Source organism: Thomasclavelia ramosa DSM 1402 (assembly GCF_014131695.1).
GTDB lineage: Bacteria > Bacillota_I > Bacilli_A > Erysipelotrichales > Coprobacillaceae > Thomasclavelia > Thomasclavelia ramosa.
Genome location: NZ_CP036346.1, coordinates 626,251 through 645,156, shown reverse-complemented (window position 1 = coordinate 645,156; position 18,906 = coordinate 626,251). Strand labels below are relative to the sequence as shown.

The following is an 18,906-nucleotide window of genomic DNA, read 5'->3' as shown; positions in this document are numbered from 1 at the left end:
ATGTTTCAAGATGTTAGAGGAGATTTAAAATGAATAACAATAATAATGATGTAACAAAAAAATATGGATTATTTACAGCCATTACAATGATTGTTGGAATTTGTATTGGCTCGGGTATATTCTTTAAAAGTGATAATGTTTTAATTGCTACAAACGGCAGTATTGCACTAGGCGTGCTATCATTTATCTTAGCCGCAATTTCAATCATTTTTGGTTGTCTTACAATCGGTGAATTAGCATCTCGCACTGATAAAGTTGGAGGGCTAATCTCATATGCTGAAATGTTTTTAACTCGTAAAGTTGCATGTGCTATGGGCTGGTTTCAAACCTTTGTTTACTATCCTACAATTACTTCTGTTGTAGCTTGGGTCATTGGAGTTTATATAAACATATTATTTAATTTACAAGCCAGTTTAGAATTTGAAATTTTAATTGGTTATATCTTTTTACTACTTTGTTTTGTTTACAATATTCTTTTACCAAAATTTGGTGCTTTTATCCAAAATAGTACAACCCTAATAAAACTGCTCCCCTTATTTATTTTAGGAATATTGGGAATTATTTTTGGTGATCCTATTAATGGTTTAGCAAATACTAGTATCAATACACTAAGTGGTACTGGGTGGATTTCTGCCCTTGGTCCCATTGCCTATTCATTTGATGGCTGGATCGTAACAACTTCTATATCTCATGAACTAAAAGATGCTAAGAAAAATATGCCTAAAGCATTAATGCTAGGCCCATTAATCGTTTTAAGTATCTATGTTTTATACTTTATTGGTATCTCATGTTATGTTACACCTGAAGTAGTTATGACTTTGGGAGATCGTCATGTCAGTTTGGCAGCACAAAATTTATTTGGTCCAGCCTTTAGTAAAATGATTATCATTTTTATAGTTATTTCGGTTATTGGAACTGTTAATGGTTTAGTCATTGGCTATATTCGCATGCCATATTCATTATCTTTACGTAAAAATATGTTTCCCTTTTCTAAACATTTGCGTAAAATCGATAAACGTTTTCAAATGCCCTTAAATTCAGCTATCTGTAGCTTGATTATTTGTACGATTTGGATGTTCGTCCATTATTTATGTACTAAATACAACCTATTATATAATAGTGATGTATCTGAGGGAGCTATCGGAATATCCTATATCTTCTATACTTTATTATATATAAGGGTATTTAAAATGTATCTTGATAAGGAAATTAAGAGTAAATTTAAAGGTTTAGTTTGCCCGATTTTAGCAACTATCGGCTCATTGATTATCCTATCTGGAGGTATTCAAAATAAACTATTTATTTTCTATATTATATTTTGTATTTTACTTTTTCTATACTCATTATATTACTATCAAAAAAATAATCACTAAATAATAAACCATCTCTTAGAATCAAGAGATGGTTTATTATTTATAAAGTTGATTCATTCCATAAAAATTCTTCTATATCTTCATAACTTGAAATCTCTCGATCAAAAACATAAGCAAAAAATTGCTGCAAATTCGGTATATCATATTGTTTAAAATCCACAATATACAGCATTTCATATACTTCTTTCTTCAAAATCCGTAAATCTGAAATAAAGTAACACCGCATAAGTTTTACAGCATCTTCAAAAATATCTTTTTGCATAATTAACCATCCTTTCAAGTCATATATCTATTTCTTCTCTTTATCCTAACTCCGCTTGATTTGTAATTTCCCATTGACCTTATTAACTTCAAAAATAAACGGATTTTTCTGGAACCAGACTAAATCAGCAGCCTTTAAATTCCACTGTTCATAAGCAATAATAAAAGTTTGATAAACCAGCTCTTCAGCTTCTCTTCGAGTCTCTAGAGCCGATTCGAAATTTGAATATGTTCCTAAATCAAAACGTTTACCTTTAAAACCAATACTAGCTCGATATTTATTATTTTTCAGTTTATAAATACCGCATGCTCCACTAGTATTATTTCTTTTTAATTTTTGTGAGTTAATAAACTCTATACATGTACCATCAACCAAATGAAGATTATTATAAACACTTTCAGTAATCTCTTTTTTCTACACCCACAACCGACATACTGCCCGTGCATTAGCCCAGTTTCACTAACTTCTGTGTTCTTTTTTCTGTTGGAGAAATTGCCATAAGTCGCCAAACTTCTGTCCTTTTTTAGCCTTGTTTTTAGGAATACAGCTACAATTAGTGATTGTCCCTCGTTTCAGTTTTTTTGTATTAACAAATGTTATTTCTCCACACTCACATCTACATTCCCATACTTTATATCGAGCTTCTAATTTATTTGTTTCAGCCAAGACGAGTAATTTACCGTATTTTCTGCCAACTAGACTTTTAGTCTTTTTCATTAATTGAATTTACTTTAAGCTTAGAAGCAGATAAACAAATTTATAATTGAACAACATAACTGTGTCCTCATTTATTCGTTCATCCCTCCTCAATAATTCTAGTACTAATAATGTAAAATTGTGTTTATATTTGTCTTGCACATAGTACAAATTCGTCCGCATAAAGTAGACTTTATCGTTCAACAAATGTATAATGAAAATTGACAGATAGTACATCAAAATTAATCATAGTAGAAAGAAATTTGTGTGTTTTTATAGTTTTTTCGTTAAAAATAAAGCTTTATCTTTTCGAATGAATAAGTCTACTATTTTCATAATAATCATCACTTCAAATGAACCCATCTTAAAAATGTATCTTGAGAAACATTAATAGTAGTGGCTGCTTCCCTTGAGGTGATTTTTTTATTTAACCATTTTTCCTTTAAATCATAAAACTCTTCTGGAACAGGAATGCACGGTCTACCAAATTTTACACCTCTTTTTTTAGCAGCCTCGATTCCTTCACGCTGTCTTTGCTTGATACTTTGTCGCTCGGTTTCGGCTACATATGAAAGAATTTGAAGTACTAGATCTGCAATAAATGTCCCTGTAAGATTTTCTTTTCTTGTTCTAGTATCTAGTAGTGGCATATCTAAAACAACGATATCTGCTTTTATTTCTTTTGTAATGACTCGCCATTGCTCTAAGATTTCTTCGTAGTTTCTACCTAGACGGTCAATCTCTTTAATCACTAAAATATCTTGCTCTTTCAATATTTTAATTAATTCACTGTACTTGGGTCTATCAAAATCCTTACCGCTAAACTTATCAATATAAATATTTTCCTTTTTTACTGGAAATTGTGATAAAGCAATAATTTGCCTTGCTTCATTTTGGTCTTTTGAAGAAACTCTTGCATAACCATAAATATTTGTCATAAACTAAAACCTCCTAAATTTATGCAGTATTATAAAAATATCTGCATAAATATTATTAACAAGTTATGATAAATCTATATTACTGAATGTAAAAAAAGTTAGTAATAAGTCGATGTTACTAACTAGCTAGAAATATTATTACTTTATAAATTGATTTTAATGAATAAATAATTTATTAAAATCAAAACAGGAAATATCAAGATAGGAGAAAATTATGACTAAATCAAATACAATTATTGAATTAAAAAACAAGGTGTAGTTGCAGTAATTAGAGGAACAAGTTATGAAGAAGGTCACCAAACAGCCACCGCTTGTATTAAAGGAAATTTAAAAGCTATTGAGATTGCTTATACTAACAATAATGCTGACATGATTATTAAACAATTATCAGGTGATTATCAAAATAATAATACTGTTTTAATTGGTGCTGGAACTGTTTTAGATGCACCAACTGCAAAAAACGCTATTATGGCTGGAGCTAAATATATAGTATCACCAGCTTTTAATCAAGAAACTGCTATAATTTGTAATCGCTATGGTATTCCTTATATTCCTGGCTGTATGACCATTAAAGAAATCATTACTGCTATGGAATATGGCTGTGAAATTATCAAATTATTTCCAGGAAGTGCTTTTGGTCCTAACTATATTAACGCAATCAAAGGGCCCTTACCGTATGTTTCCTTAATGGTAACTGGTGGTGTTAACCTAAATAATGCAGCTGAGTGGTTTAATGCTGGTATTGATGCTATTGGCATTGGAGGAGAGTTAAACAAACTGGCAGCTAAAGGTCAATTTGAAACAATCAAAGAAATTGCACAAAAATATGTAAATACTAAAACTAGAAAATAATTCTTATATCTCAATAATATAATAAAAAACTATTATTTAATATTTTGTTATAAAATTAGATTATAAGAGAACTCCCAATATTACTAATAATTCAAAATAAAAATACTTTTTGCGGCTATCTAACACTTTGTGTAATCAAACTTATCAATTGCAGAAATAAAAGATTTCTGCAATAAATTAAATACTAATATAAATTAAGGAGTAATTTCTGAATTGAATAGAAACTACTCCCTTTAATTTGATTGTAATTATTTAAATAGTATAATACTTGACATAGTCTTATATTCTTATCTATAAAACACTTTTTATGATTTTAAAAATATTTTTATAAACGAATTATTTAAATAATTTTTACATATTAAGATGCACCCCTTTCATTTGAATATACATGTCCAAGATTCCAAGTATATATCAAACTTTGGGGTGCACTTCATTTTAATAAGAACTTTTTAACTGCGAGATACCTATAATCATAAATATTACATTTCACAAAAACTATATTTTTTATTATAAGTTATTAGAGACTCCTTTTTTAGCTAGTCTATTGCTACACCTGCGCTTACATAACCTGCAACAGTGTTGACTAAACTCAATCCAGATGCCCGTGCAGTTAAAACAAGCATTAATCTTGTTCCCGCCGGAACATTAATATTTAAGCCAGTTAATATTCCCTTAGAAATCGTTCCTATAGAAATTACACCTGTTAGTGAAGGCGTTAATGTTACAGTTGTTCCAGGCACTACAGTCATAGTGTTGTTTGGAGCAATTGATTCATATAATTTTGCTTCAATCGTAATTGTACTTCCCACTAATGATAATGCTGCTGTTGTTGAAAAGAATACATCGATTGAAGTGATGACTCCATCTCTTGGCATTGTAAAAGCAAAGTTTGTTAACGTGCCAGATGGATTGGTTAAATCAATTGTATTACCAATGATTGATATTCCTGGTGCTGAGCTACCAAACCCTATAAATGCAGGGGTACCTACTAAACCACCAGCAATAGTTGTTAAAGATACAGGTAAACCAGATGCAAATGGTATTATTGCTGAAGCTCCAGCTGCTCCTGTTGATCCAGTCGGTCCGGTTGACCCTGTTGCTCCGGTTGCTCCGGTTGCTCCTGTTATCCCAGTTGGTCCTGTCGGTCCTCTATCTCCGTTTGCACCATTTGTACCAGTCGGTCCGGTTGACCCTGTCGCTCCTGTTGATCCAGTCGGTCCGGTTGGCCCTGTTGCTCCATCTTCTCCCGTTGCTCCGGTTGGTCCGGTTGGTCCTGTCGCTCCCGTTGCTCCAGTCGGTCCTGTCGGTCCTGTTGCTCCGTCTTCCCCCGTTGCTCCGGTCGGTCCAGTTGGTCCTGTCGCTCCTGTTGCTCCGTCTTCTCCCGTTGCTCCGGTCGGTCCGGTTGGCCCTGTCGCTCCTGTTGCTCCTGTCGGTCCTGTTGCTCCTGTTGCTCCGTCTTCTCCCGTTGCTCCGGTCGGTCCGGTTGGTCCTGTTGCTCCGTCTTCTCCCGTTGCTCCAGTCAGTCCGGTTGGCCCTGTCGCTCCTGTTGCTCCGTCTTCTCCCGTTGCTCCGGTCGGTCCAGTTGGTCCTGTCGCTCCTGTTGCTCCGTCTTCTCCCGTTGCTCCGGTCGGTCCAGTTGGTCCTGTCGCTCCTGTTGCTCCGTCTTCTCCCGTTGCTCCGGTCGGTCCGGTTGGCCCTGTCGCTCCTGTTGCTCCGGTCGGTCCTGTCGCTCCTGTCGCTCCGTCTTCTCCCGTTGCTCCGGTCGGTCCGGTTGGTCCTGTCGCTCCTGTTGCTCCGTCTTCTCCCGTTGCTCCGGTTGGTCCTGTTGATCCAGTCGGTCCGGTTGGTCCTGTTGCTCCGTCTTCTCCCGTTGCTCCAGTCAGTCCGGTTGGCCCTGTCGCTCCTGTTACTCCGGTTGGTCCTGTTGGTCCTGTTGCTCCGTCTTCTCCTGTTGCTCCGGTTGATCCTGTTGGTCCTGTCGCTCCTGTTGCTCCGTCTTCTCCCGTTGCTCCGGTCGGTCCGGTTGGTCCTGTCGCTCCTGTTGCTCCGGTCGGTCCTATCACGCCTGTTACTCCGGTTGGTCCTGTCGCTCCTGTTGCTCCAGTCGGTCCTATCACGCCTGTTACTCCGGTTGGTCCTGTCGCTCCTGTTACTCCGGTTGGCCCTGTCGCTCCTGTTGCTCCGGTCGGTCCGGTTGGACATCTAATAATAATTGGTGGCCTGCATCGGCAACATGGACACCATATACAACCATTATAATTACAGTCTTTCATCTTATCACCTCCTTTATGTGATCTAATATAATATACGCAAATATTTTAATAACTACTGTGTCAATAATCTCATAAAAAATAAAAGACTAATTTTTTCATTAAACTTCTAAAGTAATTATCTAAATAAAAAAGTTACTAGATACATATGTAAATCGTATACCCTTAACGCCTTATAAAAAATAATAGTTTATCATATTATAATAAAAGGACTTACTCCTTTATTAAGGATTAGTCCCTTTTAAATCTTTTTTTACTTCTATTCATCATTTTCAATACGATTAAAATACAATTTATTATGCAAATATGATGGATCATTTGGTTTACATTTTCCTGCCAATTCATTGTAATATTTTGCTGTTTTATAATTACTTAGCTTATCATAACATAAACATAATTGCATATAGGGAATATAATCATAACAATCTGGAGATATAAATGCTCCAGATGTATCATCACGCTCACACGATAATGCTACTGCACTCCAATAGATAGATTGCTCATACTGCTTCAATTCAAAGAAATACTTACCTAAATCACAGCATATCTCTGCTCTTGGCAAATCATAGCAAAGACTATTTAAAAGCCAGGTTATTGCTTCTTGCATATCACCAAGATTGTAAAAACAATAGCCTAAAAATTGACAGGCAGAAATGTTATTTTCTTTCCATCCCTTCTTGGTATTTAAAAATCTTTTAAATTCAGCTACTGCTTCTTGATACAATTGATGATAAAACAGCTCCCGAGCATAATAGAAAATTTCTCGTGGACTAAACATTACCCCTTCATTCAATTTTTCTCTAAATATTCTTAAATTACGATTAACATCACTATTTTTCACCTTACTATGTGTAATTGCAAGATCACTATAAAGCACCTTACCTCTAGGACTTATTACTTCATGTATAAATCCTTCCCAATAAAAATTATCCTTTCTTCTTAATAATCTTTCACGATAATACGTAAATGTCGGCTTATTATTCTGATCAAATTCTGCATTATATTTCATCATAACTACAGAAGTATCTTTTGATAAAGTTTTTTTAAGATTAATCAAACCTTCTTGATCGCTATCTGAAATAATATCATCCGCGTCTAACCACATGCAGTAATCCATAGTTGCCTTTGAAAATGAATAATTCCTTGCTTTAGCAAAATCATCACACCATACAAAATCATATACTTTATCAGTATATTTCAATGCTATCTTTTTAGTTCGATCAGTCGATCCGGTATCCACAATGATTATTTCATCTGCAATCCTTTCAACCGATTTTAAAGCTCTCTCTAATACCATTTCCTCATCTTTTACGATCATACACACACTAATAGTTATCATATATTTCACCACTATAATATATGTCAACAACCCTTAAAATGTGAAAATATTTAAAACAAAAAATGTTCTAAATAAAGAACATTTCTAAATAATCTTAGTTGAGCATTCTTCTAAATTAATTACTTCATCAACAATTGGTAAATAAAATTCCGGTTCATGACTAACTAAAATAACAGCTCCTTTAAAAGCCTTGATTGCGCTTTGTAAAGAATCTTTAGCATCAACGTCCAAATGATTTGTCGGTTCATCTAACACCAAAACATTAGCTTCACGATTCATAATCTTACATAATCTAACTTTGGCATTTTCTCCACCCGATAAAACTTTCATTAAAGATTCAATATGATCAGTTGTTAAACCACACTTAGCTAACATAGCTCTAATCTCACCATTGTTTCGATCTGGAAATTCCTCCCACAAATAGTCTAATGCAGTTTGGGAAACTGCAGATTCTTCTTGTTTAAAAAAACCAATTTCAACAAATGGATCTTTTTCTACTGTTCCACTATAAGGTTTTTGCATCCCAATCAGCGTCTTTAGTAGAGTTGTCTTTCCCAAACCATTGACACCTTTAATAGCAACTTTCTTATTTCTTTCAAAAACAAGATTCATTTCTTTCGTTAAAGGACTATCATATCCAATCACTAAATCCTTACAATCAAATAATACTTTACCTGGTGTTCTAGCTTCTATAAAAGAAAAAGTCGGTTTTATTTTTTCCTTTGGTTTAGAAATAAGATTCATCTTATCTAATTTCTTTTGTCGTGAACTAGCCATATTACGAGTAGCTACCCGTGCTTTATTACGTGCGATAAAATCTTCAAGATCAGCAATTTCTTTTTGCTGCTTTTGATAATCAGCAGCTAACTGACGTTTTTTCAATTCAACTTGTTGTAAATAGTAGTCATAATCACCTTTATAACGAGTCAATACACCATCTTCTAAATGATAAATAATATTAATAACTTGATTTAAAAAACTAACATCATGACTGACTAAAATAAAAGCATTATCATAATTCTTTAAAAAATTGATTAACCAATTGATATGCTGCTCATCTAAATAGTTAGTTGGTTCATCAAGAATTAAAATCATTGGATTCTCTAATAATAATTTAGTTAGTAAAACTTTTGAACGTTGCCCACCAGATAGCGCATCAACCGGTTTATCTAAACCAATATCATTCAACCCTAGACCACCTGCAACTTCTTTGATTTTAACATCAATTGTATAAAACCCGCCATGATCTAAAATTTCTTGAATTTCACCAACTTCTTCCATCAACTGATTCATCGTTTCATCATCACAATCAGCCATTTGTTCATACATCGATAACATCTCCGCTTCTAGATCATAATAATATTTAAAAGCATCTTGTAATGTTTCATATATAGTTTTTCCTGGGTGTAAAGCTGTGTGTTGGTCTAAATAACCTGTTGAAATTCTTTTACACCATTCAATCTTTCCTGAATCCGGAGCAATCTTACCAGTAATAATATTTAAAAAAGTAGATTTCCCCTCACCATTAGCACCTACTAAACCGATATGTTCGCCATTTAATAATCTAAAACTTGCATTTTCTAAAATAGTTCTTCCACCAAAATCATGACTGACATTTTCCACACTTAATATACTCATTTTCTACCTCAACTTGCAATATTAAAGGAAGATTATCATCTTCCTAATTCAACTATATTATACATTAAAATTACTAACTGTCGAGTCTAAACAATCACTCAATTGAAAAGCCATAGTATCCATTCTTTCCATTCTCTTTAACATAATATAAATAATAATCTGCATTATTAATTAATTCCTCTTTAGATAAACAATTACTAAAAGAATTATAATATCCAGATGAAATAGTGATTTTATCATACCCATATAACTCAAATTTACTATAAACTTGTTCAATAAAACTAATTATCATTTGCTCATTACAATCTACACAAATACAAATAAATTCATCACCGCCAAAACGACAAGAAATTATTCTATCATCATCTTGTTGTAAACTATCAGCAAAATCCTTTAATATTTGATCACCAGTTAAATGACCTAAACTATCATTGTATTCTTTAAAATGATCCAAATCAAAAATAATAATTCCTAATAGTCGACTTTTATTTTTAAACTCACTATATTTATAATGAAAATATCGTCGGTTATAAATCTTAGTTAAATCATCTAGTCTAGACTCCTTAACGATATCTTTTTTTTCTTCCATTGCTTTAAATAGTTCAATTTTATATAAAACACTATTTAAACAAAAATCAATACTTTCTTTTTGATTTTCATGCATCAAATAATAATATTGTTCATATAATTTAGGCAACTGTTCTTTTTCTTCAAAAACAATACAATACTTTATCTTCATTTCTAACATTTCAATTTGATAACGCATTCCAGTTTTACCAAAATCATTCTCCTTTAATAAAAGATAAAGACATTTTGTCCGCTCCTTATCCTTGATTGCAAAAGTAATATACAATAAAATATGATGAATAAAATAAATTGCTTCATTTGCACGAAAACCATGAATCTCATTCCCTAATATATTATCAATAAACTCTAAAGCTTTTGCTACATCACCATGCCCATAGCAAATTAATGCTTTTAATGCTTGCCATAACCGATCAATCGGATCAAATGAAGTATCATTAAATAAATCCTTATTTTCTTCCATTAGAGCAATTGCTTGATCCAATCTTCTTTTTTCACAATAAATTATAATAAGATAACATAACACAAAACGTTTTATTTTATATTCCGGCAGTTTAGGAGAAATCTTTTTGATCTGTTCAAGCGATTCTAAAAAATAAGGTAACGCTAAATCAAATTGACCTAAATTAACAAAAACATCTCCTAAATTACAGTTAAATTTTGCTTTCATTATATAGTCATTTAACTGCTCAGCTAACTTCAATCCTTTGAGATAAAAACCAGTAGCAAGAGAATAATCATTATTACATACTGCAATAGCATATAGGTTGTAAGCCTGCATCAATAAATCTGGATACCCTTTTTCTTCATTTAGAGCCAACATCTCATTCGCTAATTTAACTGTTTCTTGTTGCGATTTACAAGAATAATAGTAATCGATTATGTAATTACTAGCTAAACATAATATGTAATCATCTTTTTGTTCTAGTGCTATTTCTTTTAACTGCAAACATTTTTGATACATTTTCTCGATATCATCAAACTGTAAATGACGGATTTCTTCGACTAAACGATCTATCTCACGCATTAATTTCTCCTTTCTTTAAGCACTTTGATTTCATTATAACATAAGATAGTTCTAATATTGGTTAAAAAATTCCTAGTTTTAACTAGGAATCGTATATCTAATTATTTAAAAAATGTTTTATAATCTTCATAATTTTTTTTCAACAATTCAGGTGTATTTAATCCATACGGACAATGCGACATACATTTGCCACAATTAATACAATTTTCTATTTTTTTCATTTCTTCTTGCCAATGTTCTGACAACCAGCCTGCACTAGGAGCTCGTCGTAACATCAAAGACATTCGAGCACACTGATTAATTTCTATTCCCATTGGACATGGCATACAATATCCGCAACCCCGACAAAATTCACCAGATAACTCTTTTTGATCATGAGCAATTATCGCTTTGATTTCTTCACTCATAATTGGTGGATTATCATTATACTCAATAAATTCATCTAACTCTGATTCTTTTTGAATTCCCCAAATCGGCAATGTATTATCAAACTGCGCTAAATACGCATATGCCGCATCAGAACGGTCTATTAAACCACCTGACAAAGCCTTCATACAAATAAAACCAACATCTTTTTCTTTACATAAATCAACTAGTTCCTCTTCCTTTTTTGAAGCCAAATAACTAAAAGGAAATTGTAAAGTATCATATAAACCACACTCAACAGCTTCTCTTGCTACATGTAAACGATGATTGGTTAAACCAATATATCTAATTTTTCCTTGTTTCTTAGCCTCTAGCATAGCTTCATATAAACCTGATCCATCCCCTGGCTTAGGACAAAACGACGGATTATGAAATTGATAAATATCAATGTAATCTGTCTTTAATAACGATAAACTTGTTTCTAAATCCTTCCAAAAATCCGTTACTGTCGTTGCCATCGTTTTTGTTGAAATATAAATTTTTTGGCGTACCTCACTAAGAGCCTCACCAATCTTTTCTTCACTATCACTATAAGCCCGAGCAGAATCAAAAAAAGTAATTCCATTATCATATGCTTTCTTTAAAATAACTTTTGCTTCTTCCATATTTACTCGTTGAACAGGTAAAGCCCCAAAACCATTTCGATTAACAACAATATTTGTTCTCCCCAATCTTACTGTTTCCATTTTCATCCTCCTACAATTCGACATTTCCTATTTTTATTATACTCCCTTGAGTAAACTTTAAGTCAAGTAAAAAACGAAAGGTTTTAACCTTTCGTTTCATCAAAATTATGATTAATAATTTCTAATAATCTGAACTCATTATCTTCAAATTCAAATTTTAAAATACAACAATTCTTCAAGCCGCCTTTTTGGTCAACTTGACTAGTTTCCTGCCAATATCTCATAAAACCACGACATGCCCCACCATGAGAAACTGCAAGCACAACTTTATGATCTTCCTTCTGCATAATTTCTAATAATGTATCAGCAATTCTTTGGCGCATCTGTAATTCTCCTTCACCGCCATAATTGACAAAAAAATCACCATATGGCAGCGGCGGATTTAAATCTTCACTTTCACCTTCATATATTCCAAAATTCCATTCCTTTAGTCCTTTGACTCGGTGATAAGGTAAATCACAGACTAACTCTAAAGTATCACACGCCCGCTCAGAAGTTGAACTATAAGCATGATCAAAAACGATGTTATTGTCTTTAAAATATTTTCCTGCTATCTTAGCTTGTTTAATTCCTAACTCTGTCAAAGGGGCATCACACCACCCTTGAATTTTTTTACGAGCATTAAATAGCGTTTGCCCGTGACGCATTAAATATAGAGTCTTCTTCACCCGATCAGTCTCCTATTTTTACTATTTTATTTGTGGAAAAACCACAACCAATAACATTTTAAATGCTTCTTGACCATATACAGAATGCGGTTTATTAGCCGGCATAACTAATGTTTCACCACGCTTTAAGACATATTCTTGACCATCAACTGTAAACTTTCCAACACCCTCTAGCACGGTTACCATCGCATCTCCGCTAGAGCCATGCGTTCCAATTTCTTCACCTTTATCAAAAGAAAAAATAGTAATACTTAAAGCATCATTTTGTGCTAGTGTCTTACTAACTACTTGTCCCGCTTGAACTTCCACTTGCGATGCTAATGTAGTTATTTGTTCATGGGGAATATTTTTAATAAATATATCGCTCATATCTTACCTCCTATCAATATTTATTCCCAAGATATGTTTATATTATAGCATAAAAGTTAAATAAAGCGATTAACGATACTGCTTCACTTTAAAATGATAGTTTACTATCTTATTAAGATAATCTAAATCATTTAAATCCTGAATAAATCTTGTGGTTAGCTCTAAGTCAAGATAAAATAAAAAAGTGTAATCTCGTTTTTTATTTATATAAAAAGCGAGGATTGATCATTAATAAGAAGTTATAATAAAGAGGGTAATATAAATGGAATGGATTGAACGGCTAAATACAACAATTGAATATATCGAAAATCATTTAACAGAAAAAATTGATTATGAGCAGCTCGCTAAAATAGCTGGCTGCCCTAGTTATCACTTTCAAAAAACTTTCCTTTACATGACTAATATCTCATTATCAGAATATATTCGCAAACGATGTATTTCTTTAGCTGCAGTTGATTTACAAACAGGAGAAGACAAAATCATTGATATAGCTTTAAAATATGGATATGAATCACCAACCGCATTCAACCGTGCTTTCCAAGCAGTTCATGGAATTGCACCCTCACTTGTTAGAAAGAAAAATGTTCAAATCAAGTCATTCCCAGCTCTAAAATTTACCTTTTCAATTCAAGGTCTTGATGAATTAAGTTTTAGAATTGAAAAAAAGGATAGCTTTAAAATCCTAGGAATCAGCTCTCTTTTAAGTAAAGAATTACTAGAAAACTTTGTCCAAATCCCTAAGCAATGGGACAAAGCATTAAATGATGGAACCCTTAACCAACTTTATCGACTTAATAATCAGACTCCGCTAGGATTATTAGGAGTCAATATTCATCAACACGAAGACTGGCGTTATTTCATTGCTGTTAGTTCAACTAATCATAATCAAAATTTTGAAGAATATCATATCGGCAGCGCTACCTGGGCCATCTTTTCTGGTCACGGAACAAATAGAACTCTTCAAGAGCTTCAGCGTCGTGTTATTACAGAGTGGTTGCCTACTTCCGGATATGAATATGCTAATATCCCAGATATAGAAGTTTATCTAAAAGCCGATCCAAATGATGCCATTTACGAATACTGGTTACCAATTATAAAAAAATAAGGAGTTATGTTATGGTAATTACAAATATTAAGGCCTCTTTTCCTAACGATATAAAAACTATTTGGAATATTGTTACTTCCCTAGATAATTATACTTGGCGCAGTGATCTTTCAAAACTGGAAATTATCAAATCACAAGAGCAATTTATCGAATACACTAAAAATGGTTATCCAACAACTTTTACGATTACCTGTTTTAGACCCTACCAGCGTTATGAATTCAGTATGGAAAACAGTAATATGAAAGGTCACTGGATAGGATTATTTTCATCTCACAATGGTATTACTTCAATTGATTTTACAGAAAATATCACACCTAAAAAATTCTTCATGAAACCCTTTGTCAAAAGATATTTAAAAAAACAGCAAGCTGCTTATATTCGTGATTTAACAGCTGTCTTAGAAGCAATAGAACATCGATTTTAATAACAATCCCAATTATACAAGACTTTTGAGAAATTCTTATTCTCTAAGTCTTTTTTTGTTATAAAGAAATTACAAATACCACTATCCCCCCACATAATCTCTTTATCACCAATACCTACACTATCAATTTGTAGTAATAAAATATAATCATCGTACTTTTCACTACTGCGGGGGTCTTCTTGAGTAAATGCAGGATATCCAAACATTTTATGCCCAAAACCGCTAAATTCATTAAATTCATCCTCATACAAAATTTCATCCGGTAAATCATAATATGATGAAATTAAATTATTTGGGTATAAGTTATTCCATTCTTGTGTAAATAAACCATCAAAATGATAATCACCAATACTTATTCCTTCTTCGCCACCAATAAAATGCAGCTTAAAGTTATCAACTATTGGAAAATAACCCTCACCTTCAGGATGATATTTATTAAGTATCTGACTTTCAGATACAGTTTTATCAATACTTGAATAATAAATAACCCGACTTTCTGCTTGCGATATCATATTCTCAAAATCTAAACCATAAAGATCATTATCCATAGCCCAAAATTGCAATAACCCTGCTTCTAATTGATAACTATTCATCGGTAAATCAGCAAAATTAATTTGCCCCAGCAATCGTAATTGTTTATTATCTGTACTTAATGGTACTTCGTCATCTACTCCTAAGTATGGTAATCCCCCAAATTTACTATCAAAAATACTACACTCATCATTACTTAATTCAATTTTAATAACATCTCTTTGAGTATAGTCTGTAATCACCTTCATCGTACTTAAAAACATTTCTTTATTCATTTCTAGTTTTCCTGACTCTTCGACTGAATCTTTTTTCTTTTTAAAAAAATCAAACACTCACCATCACTCCTTTCACTAAAACATAAAACAGCAGCTTCCATTATCATTTCTTTATTTAATTTTAGCACCTTCTTAAAAACAAGCAAACAAAAAACATCTCGATAATTTATAATCCGATTACCGAAATGCTTTTTAAATATCTAAAAATTATAATTTTAAATCATGCATGGCAATTACTTCGACCAATAAAGCAATACCACCAACAAGTAAATAAGCAGCTACAATATAATTTAATACGACGGTTGACATCAATGGCGCAATAATAAATGCTAAAGCTGCTAAAACATTGATTATACCCGTAAATATAACCCAACCATAACTTTCAATTCCAAAAAAGCTTAATTGATGAGCAAAACTCAACTTATTAAGCCCATAAACCATTAAAATAAATCCAAAAATAAAAGCAAATGTATTAATTGTCATTTCAATTGGTGAACATATCAACAAAAGACCAATTAATAAATTACAAATAGCGCTTACAAGGCCACCTGGACCACGAAATAATGGTGGTGCCGCTATATAATCAATGATCTGATAAATTCCTAAAATAAGAATTAACCCGGTTGCAATCGTACCAATTATAGTAACTGATTTTACTGGATAAATCATGCATAGAATAGCACAAATAATCATTAAAATAGCAACAATAATTCCTGCTACTCTTAATGAGTGAATCTTTTTATTCCACTTTCCAACAAATTCACTTCGAAAATCAAAATCATCATTAAATCTTAACATCTCTATCACCTTCTATACTTATATTATAGTCTTCAAAAAATAAAATAATATAAACAAATTTGTCCTTTTGTCTAAAAAATCCTATACTATAATTGGTTTATTATGTTCAGATACGGTATATTAAGCACTGCTTCAATCATTGATCGTTTTATTGCAGGGATTAGAGAAAGCCAAGATAGCTATGTTCAAGCAATTGCATCAAGAAATTTAGAAACTGCCAAAAAAGCAGCAAAACGATTAAACATTGAAAATTATTATGGCAGTTATGGTGAATTGCTTTGTGCAAATAATATTGATATTGTTTATATTCCTACAGTTAACAGTCAACACTATGAAAACTGCAAAAAAGCTCTAAAACACCATAAACATGTTATTGTAGAAAAACCTTTTGCTTTAACTGTCTTAGAAGCTAAAGAATTATTCACATTAGCTAAAAAAATAATTGTTTTTTAATGGAAGCACAAAAGGCTCTCTATCTTCCCACAACAAGTAAAGTTAAAGAATTAATCAATAGTGAGATAATCGGAAAAATTAAATACTTAGAATTTAAGGCTGGGTTTCCAGGTCGCTTTACTTACGATCACTGGATGTATGATCTATCATTAGGTGGTGGTGCTCTTTATGGAAGTGCTACTTATACAATTGAATATCTCCAATATCTTTTTGATCATCCAAATTTAACAATTGATGGTACATGTATCAAGTGCTCTACTGGAGCAGATGAAATATGTAATTTCCAATTGAAGATAAATAATAGTATTCTTGCTTCTTCAACAATCGCTATGAATGTGGCATTAAAAAATGAAGCTGTTTTTTATGGAGAACTAGGTTATATCGTTGTTCCTAATTATTGGAAATCTAATCAGTTAGATCTTTATCTCGATGATGGCAGTCATAGTCATTATGATTTTCCTTATCAAAGTGAATTTGTTTATGAAATTGAACATATTCATCAATGTATTAATAATGGTCGATTAGAAAGTCCTATCATGAATAAAGAAAAAACTATTGAAACAATTAAACTTGTTGAACAGTTATATCAAAAATGGAAATAAAAGAATCTTTGCCATAATAAAATGAACCTCCATTACTTGTAATGTGTACCCTCCTTACTGATTTGTTCAGTAAAGAGGGTACACATCATTGGGTGTCCAAATAATGGAAGTTCATTTCAAATTAGAACTAAAACTTTTTATTATTAGTAACAGTGGCATAAAAAGCCACCCCCAAAATAATCACTCCTCCAAGCAGTTCCTTTACTCCAGGAATCTCATGTAACAAAAATATCGCAAAAATAATGCTATACACACTCTCCATTCCCGATATTATCCCTGCAGTTTGCACCTTTACTTTCTTTAAACTACTGACATAAATGCTATGAGCAACAGCCGTACATATAACTCCTAGAAAAATAAGCGCAAATAAATCAAGTTTTGTTATTGAAGCTTTAACTATCAGCAATGACGGTAATAATATAATCGCAGCAATTCCTTGTTCATATAAGCAAATCGTTCTCCCTGTATATTTACCTGCAAAATAGCGATTCATCAAGCATAACACCGCATAACTTAAAGATCCGATTAATCCAATAAAGATTCCCAGTGTTATTTGATTGTTAAGTGAGAACTCTGGAATTGTAATTATTACCCCAGCAAACATTGTTAGCGCAATCATTATATTTTTTATTCTAAGCTCTTCATGATATACTAGCGGTTCTAAAAAAGTCACAAAAAGTGGAAAAGTTGAAAAAGTAATTGTTCCAATTGCAACAGTTGATAATTGAATTGCTTGTAAAAAAGTGAACCAGTGAAGTGCCATAACAATACCAGCAGCGATGATTAGAATATAATCTTTTTTATTACTCAATCTAACTTTCTCTTTTTTTATTAAAATTATTATTAATAGAAAAATTGAAGAAAAAGATACTCGTCCAAAGGTAATCAAAATAGCTGGTAGTGTGACAAATTTTCCAATTACTCCGGCTAAGCCAAATAACATAACAGCCAAATGTAATAATCCAACTTCTTTTTTCATCACTTTCCCCTCCTATTTATAGTTAATAATAGTTTAGCTCATTTTTAATAAGAAAAAAAGATAAACCACCTATATCATCGCTGTCCATTTTCTAAACTAAAATGCAAGGCCAATAACTACTTAAAAACCTTCATTATAATTAGTTATTAATAAAATATTTAATTCGTTCAATCGTTGACTGAGTTTCAAGATATTCAGGATACAGAACTTCAAAAACATGTCCTAAATGTTTTCCTTAGAGCAACACACGGTTCAAACATACCAGTTATAAGCCTTCAATACATTTTTAGCCTTTATTGACTAAAAATGTAAGTTATCTCACTACTAATAATACGTGTTGAAAGTGGCGGTAACTATCAATTACATCAATAAGGCAAGCTTTTCGATATATGTCTGAATCTTCATTGTTAACTCCCTGAACCATAACACTAACCTACTGATAAACAAAATTTTTACTGTTAGTCAAAACTTATTAAATCATCTCCACCATGTAACAAAACTCTCTAATCATAATTTCTGGTGGCTGAACATTATATACTTTACAGAGCTCAGGCTGTTTTATGATTGCATAAACCAATCCTGCTAAATGCCCACCAGCTGAATCACTCA

At 32.3% G+C, this 18,906-nt stretch carries 19 protein-coding genes; 6 read left to right on the top strand and 13 right to left on the bottom strand.

Annotated features, from left to right (window positions below):
* The first annotated feature begins 29 nt into the window (after positions 1 to 29).
* Complete coding sequence (locus EYR00_RS03135) at positions 30 to 1,373, top strand: APC family permease (protein ID WP_003538742.1); 1,344 nt, start codon at positions 30 to 32, stop codon at positions 1,371 to 1,373.
* 40 nt (positions 1,374 to 1,413) lie between these two features.
* Here EYR00_RS03135 and EYR00_RS03130 read toward each other — a convergent pair whose 3' ends face one another.
* The 3 genes from EYR00_RS03130 to EYR00_RS03120 form a co-directional block, all read right to left on the bottom strand.
* Complete coding sequence (locus EYR00_RS03130; protein WP_003538743.1) at positions 1,414 to 1,635, bottom strand: hypothetical protein; 222 nt, start codon at positions 1,633 to 1,635, stop codon at positions 1,414 to 1,416.
* A gap of 45 nt (positions 1,636 to 1,680) precedes the next feature.
* Positions 1,681 to 2,010: a hypothetical protein gene (locus EYR00_RS03125; protein WP_003538745.1), complete on the bottom strand. Its 330-nt coding sequence runs from the start codon at positions 2,008 to 2,010 to the stop codon at positions 1,681 to 1,683.
* 665 nt (positions 2,011 to 2,675) lie between these two features.
* The gene (locus EYR00_RS03120) at positions 2,676 to 3,269 is read right to left on the bottom strand and encodes a recombinase family protein (protein ID WP_003538749.1); all 594 of its coding nucleotides are present in this window, start codon (positions 3,267 to 3,269) and stop codon (positions 2,676 to 2,678) included.
* Positions 3,270 to 3,509: 240 nt separating this feature from the next.
* On the opposite strand from EYR00_RS03120, the gene EYR00_RS03115 reads away from it, so the two are divergent.
* A complete protein-coding gene (locus tag EYR00_RS03115; RefSeq protein ID WP_154670628.1) occupies positions 3,510 to 4,121 on the top strand; it encodes a bifunctional 2-keto-4-hydroxyglutarate aldolase/2-keto-3-deoxy-6-phosphogluconate aldolase in 612 nt (203 codons plus the stop codon).
* Between the two features lie 536 nt (positions 4,122 to 4,657).
* On the opposite strand, the gene EYR00_RS03110 is transcribed toward EYR00_RS03115, so the two are convergent.
* The 7 genes from EYR00_RS03110 to EYR00_RS03080 form a co-directional block, all read right to left on the bottom strand.
* Positions 4,658 to 6,394, bottom strand: a complete 1,737-nt coding sequence (locus EYR00_RS03110; protein WP_003538754.1) for an exosporium glycoprotein BclB-related protein — start codon at positions 6,392 to 6,394, stop codon at positions 4,658 to 4,660.
* A gap of 256 nt (positions 6,395 to 6,650) precedes the next feature.
* Entirely contained in the window at positions 6,651 to 7,730 is a 1,080-nt protein-coding gene (locus tag EYR00_RS03105) for a glycosyltransferase (protein WP_009008706.1), read from the bottom strand.
* 84 nt (positions 7,731 to 7,814) lie between these two features.
* Positions 7,815 to 9,368: an ABC-F family ATP-binding cassette domain-containing protein gene (locus tag EYR00_RS03100; RefSeq protein ID WP_003538758.1), complete on the bottom strand. Its 1,554-nt coding sequence runs from the start codon at positions 9,366 to 9,368 to the stop codon at positions 7,815 to 7,817.
* Between the two features lie 94 nt (positions 9,369 to 9,462).
* On the bottom strand, positions 9,463 to 10,980 hold the full coding sequence (locus tag EYR00_RS03095) for a GGDEF domain-containing protein (protein ID WP_003538760.1): 1,518 nt from the start codon (positions 10,978 to 10,980) through the stop codon (positions 9,463 to 9,465).
* Positions 10,981 to 11,081: 101 nt separating this feature from the next.
* Positions 11,082 to 12,092: an aldo/keto reductase gene (locus tag EYR00_RS03090; protein ID WP_022007732.1), complete on the bottom strand. Its 1,011-nt coding sequence runs from the start codon at positions 12,090 to 12,092 to the stop codon at positions 11,082 to 11,084.
* Between the two features lie 83 nt (positions 12,093 to 12,175).
* Positions 12,176 to 12,760 carry a histidine phosphatase family protein gene (locus EYR00_RS03085; protein WP_008792190.1) on the bottom strand — a complete coding sequence of 195 codons (585 nt, stop codon included), beginning with the start codon at positions 12,758 to 12,760 and terminating at the stop codon, positions 12,176 to 12,178.
* A 21-nt stretch (positions 12,761 to 12,781) separates the two neighbouring features.
* A complete protein-coding gene (locus EYR00_RS03080) occupies positions 12,782 to 13,129 on the bottom strand; it encodes a cupin domain-containing protein (protein WP_003538765.1) in 348 nt (115 codons plus the stop codon).
* 262 nt (positions 13,130 to 13,391) lie between these two features.
* Between EYR00_RS03080 and EYR00_RS03075 the strand changes: the two genes are divergently transcribed.
* Entirely contained in the window at positions 13,392 to 14,234 is an 843-nt protein-coding gene (locus EYR00_RS03075; protein WP_003538766.1) for an AraC family transcriptional regulator, read from the top strand.
* An 11-nt stretch (positions 14,235 to 14,245) separates the two neighbouring features.
* Entirely contained in the window at positions 14,246 to 14,659 is a 414-nt protein-coding gene (locus tag EYR00_RS03070) for an SRPBCC family protein (RefSeq protein ID WP_003538767.1), read from the top strand.
* On the opposite strand, the gene EYR00_RS03065 is transcribed toward EYR00_RS03070, so the two are convergent.
* Together EYR00_RS03065 and EYR00_RS03060 are read right to left on the bottom strand one after the other, a co-directional pair.
* Positions 14,656 to 15,522 (bottom strand): YwqG family protein, encoded by an 867-nt coding sequence (locus EYR00_RS03065; protein ID WP_003538768.1) that lies wholly within the window; start codon positions 15,520 to 15,522, stop codon positions 14,656 to 14,658. The two genes, EYR00_RS03070 and EYR00_RS03065, sit on opposite strands and share 4 nt — an antisense overlap.
* Before the next feature lie 150 nt (positions 15,523 to 15,672).
* Positions 15,673 to 16,263, bottom strand: coding sequence for an HdeD family acid-resistance protein (locus EYR00_RS03060; RefSeq protein ID WP_003538769.1), 591 nt, complete (start codon positions 16,261 to 16,263; stop codon positions 15,673 to 15,675).
* A 102-nt stretch (positions 16,264 to 16,365) separates the two neighbouring features.
* Between EYR00_RS03060 and EYR00_RS03055 the strand changes: the two genes are divergently transcribed.
* On the top strand, positions 16,366 to 16,716 hold the full coding sequence (locus EYR00_RS03055; protein WP_003538770.1) for a Gfo/Idh/MocA family protein: 351 nt from the start codon (positions 16,366 to 16,368) through the stop codon (positions 16,714 to 16,716).
* Positions 16,716 to 17,318: a Gfo/Idh/MocA family protein gene (locus EYR00_RS03050; RefSeq protein ID WP_003538771.1), complete on the top strand. Its 603-nt coding sequence runs from the start codon at positions 16,716 to 16,718 to the stop codon at positions 17,316 to 17,318. Before EYR00_RS03055 ends, EYR00_RS03050 begins: the two co-directional genes overlap by 1 nt.
* 127 nt (positions 17,319 to 17,445) lie before the next feature.
* Here EYR00_RS03050 and EYR00_RS03045 read toward each other — a convergent pair whose 3' ends face one another.
* Entirely contained in the window at positions 17,446 to 18,297 is an 852-nt protein-coding gene (locus EYR00_RS03045; RefSeq protein WP_003538772.1) for a DMT family transporter, read from the bottom strand.
* Positions 18,298 to 18,906 lie beyond the last annotated feature (609 nt).

Excerpts from the sequence above, each read along its gene's own strand:
- EYR00_RS03095 (WP_003538760.1), bottom strand. The coding sequence starts at position 10,980 with ATGCGTGAGATAGATCGTTTAGTCGAAGAAATCCGTCATTTACAGTTT.
- EYR00_RS03060 (WP_003538769.1), bottom strand. The coding sequence starts at position 16,263 with ATGTTAAGATTTAATGATGATTTTGATTTTCGAAGTGAATTTGTTGGA.
- EYR00_RS03110 (WP_003538754.1), bottom strand. The coding sequence starts at position 6,394 with ATGAAAGACTGTAATTATAATGGTTGTATATGGTGTCCATGTTGCCGA.
- EYR00_RS03130 (WP_003538743.1), bottom strand. The coding sequence starts at position 1,635 with ATGCAAAAAGATATTTTTGAAGATGCTGTAAAACTTATGCGGTGTTAC.
- EYR00_RS03045 (WP_003538772.1), bottom strand. The coding sequence starts at position 18,297 with ATGAAAAAAGAAGTTGGATTATTACATTTGGCTGTTATGTTATTTGGC.
- EYR00_RS03100 (WP_003538758.1), bottom strand. The coding sequence starts at position 9,368 with ATGAGTATATTAAGTGTGGAAAATGTCAGTCATGATTTTGGTGGAAGA.
- EYR00_RS03055 (WP_003538770.1), top strand. The coding sequence starts at position 16,366 with ATGTTCAGATACGGTATATTAAGCACTGCTTCAATCATTGATCGTTTT.
- EYR00_RS03105 (WP_009008706.1), bottom strand. The coding sequence starts at position 7,730 with ATGATAACTATTAGTGTGTGTATGATCGTAAAAGATGAGGAAATGGTA.
- EYR00_RS03090 (WP_022007732.1), bottom strand. The coding sequence starts at position 12,092 with ATGGAAACAGTAAGATTGGGGAGAACAAATATTGTTGTTAATCGAAAT.
- EYR00_RS03070 (WP_003538767.1), top strand. The coding sequence starts at position 14,246 with ATGGTAATTACAAATATTAAGGCCTCTTTTCCTAACGATATAAAAACT.
- EYR00_RS03075 (WP_003538766.1), top strand. The coding sequence starts at position 13,392 with ATGGAATGGATTGAACGGCTAAATACAACAATTGAATATATCGAAAAT.
- EYR00_RS03120 (WP_003538749.1), bottom strand. The coding sequence starts at position 3,269 with ATGACAAATATTTATGGTTATGCAAGAGTTTCTTCAAAAGACCAAAAT.
- EYR00_RS03080 (WP_003538765.1), bottom strand. The coding sequence starts at position 13,129 with ATGAGCGATATATTTATTAAAAATATTCCCCATGAACAAATAACTACA.
- EYR00_RS03050 (WP_003538771.1), top strand. The coding sequence starts at position 16,716 with ATGGAAGCACAAAAGGCTCTCTATCTTCCCACAACAAGTAAAGTTAAA.
- EYR00_RS03135 (WP_003538742.1), top strand. The coding sequence starts at position 30 with ATGAATAACAATAATAATGATGTAACAAAAAAATATGGATTATTTACA.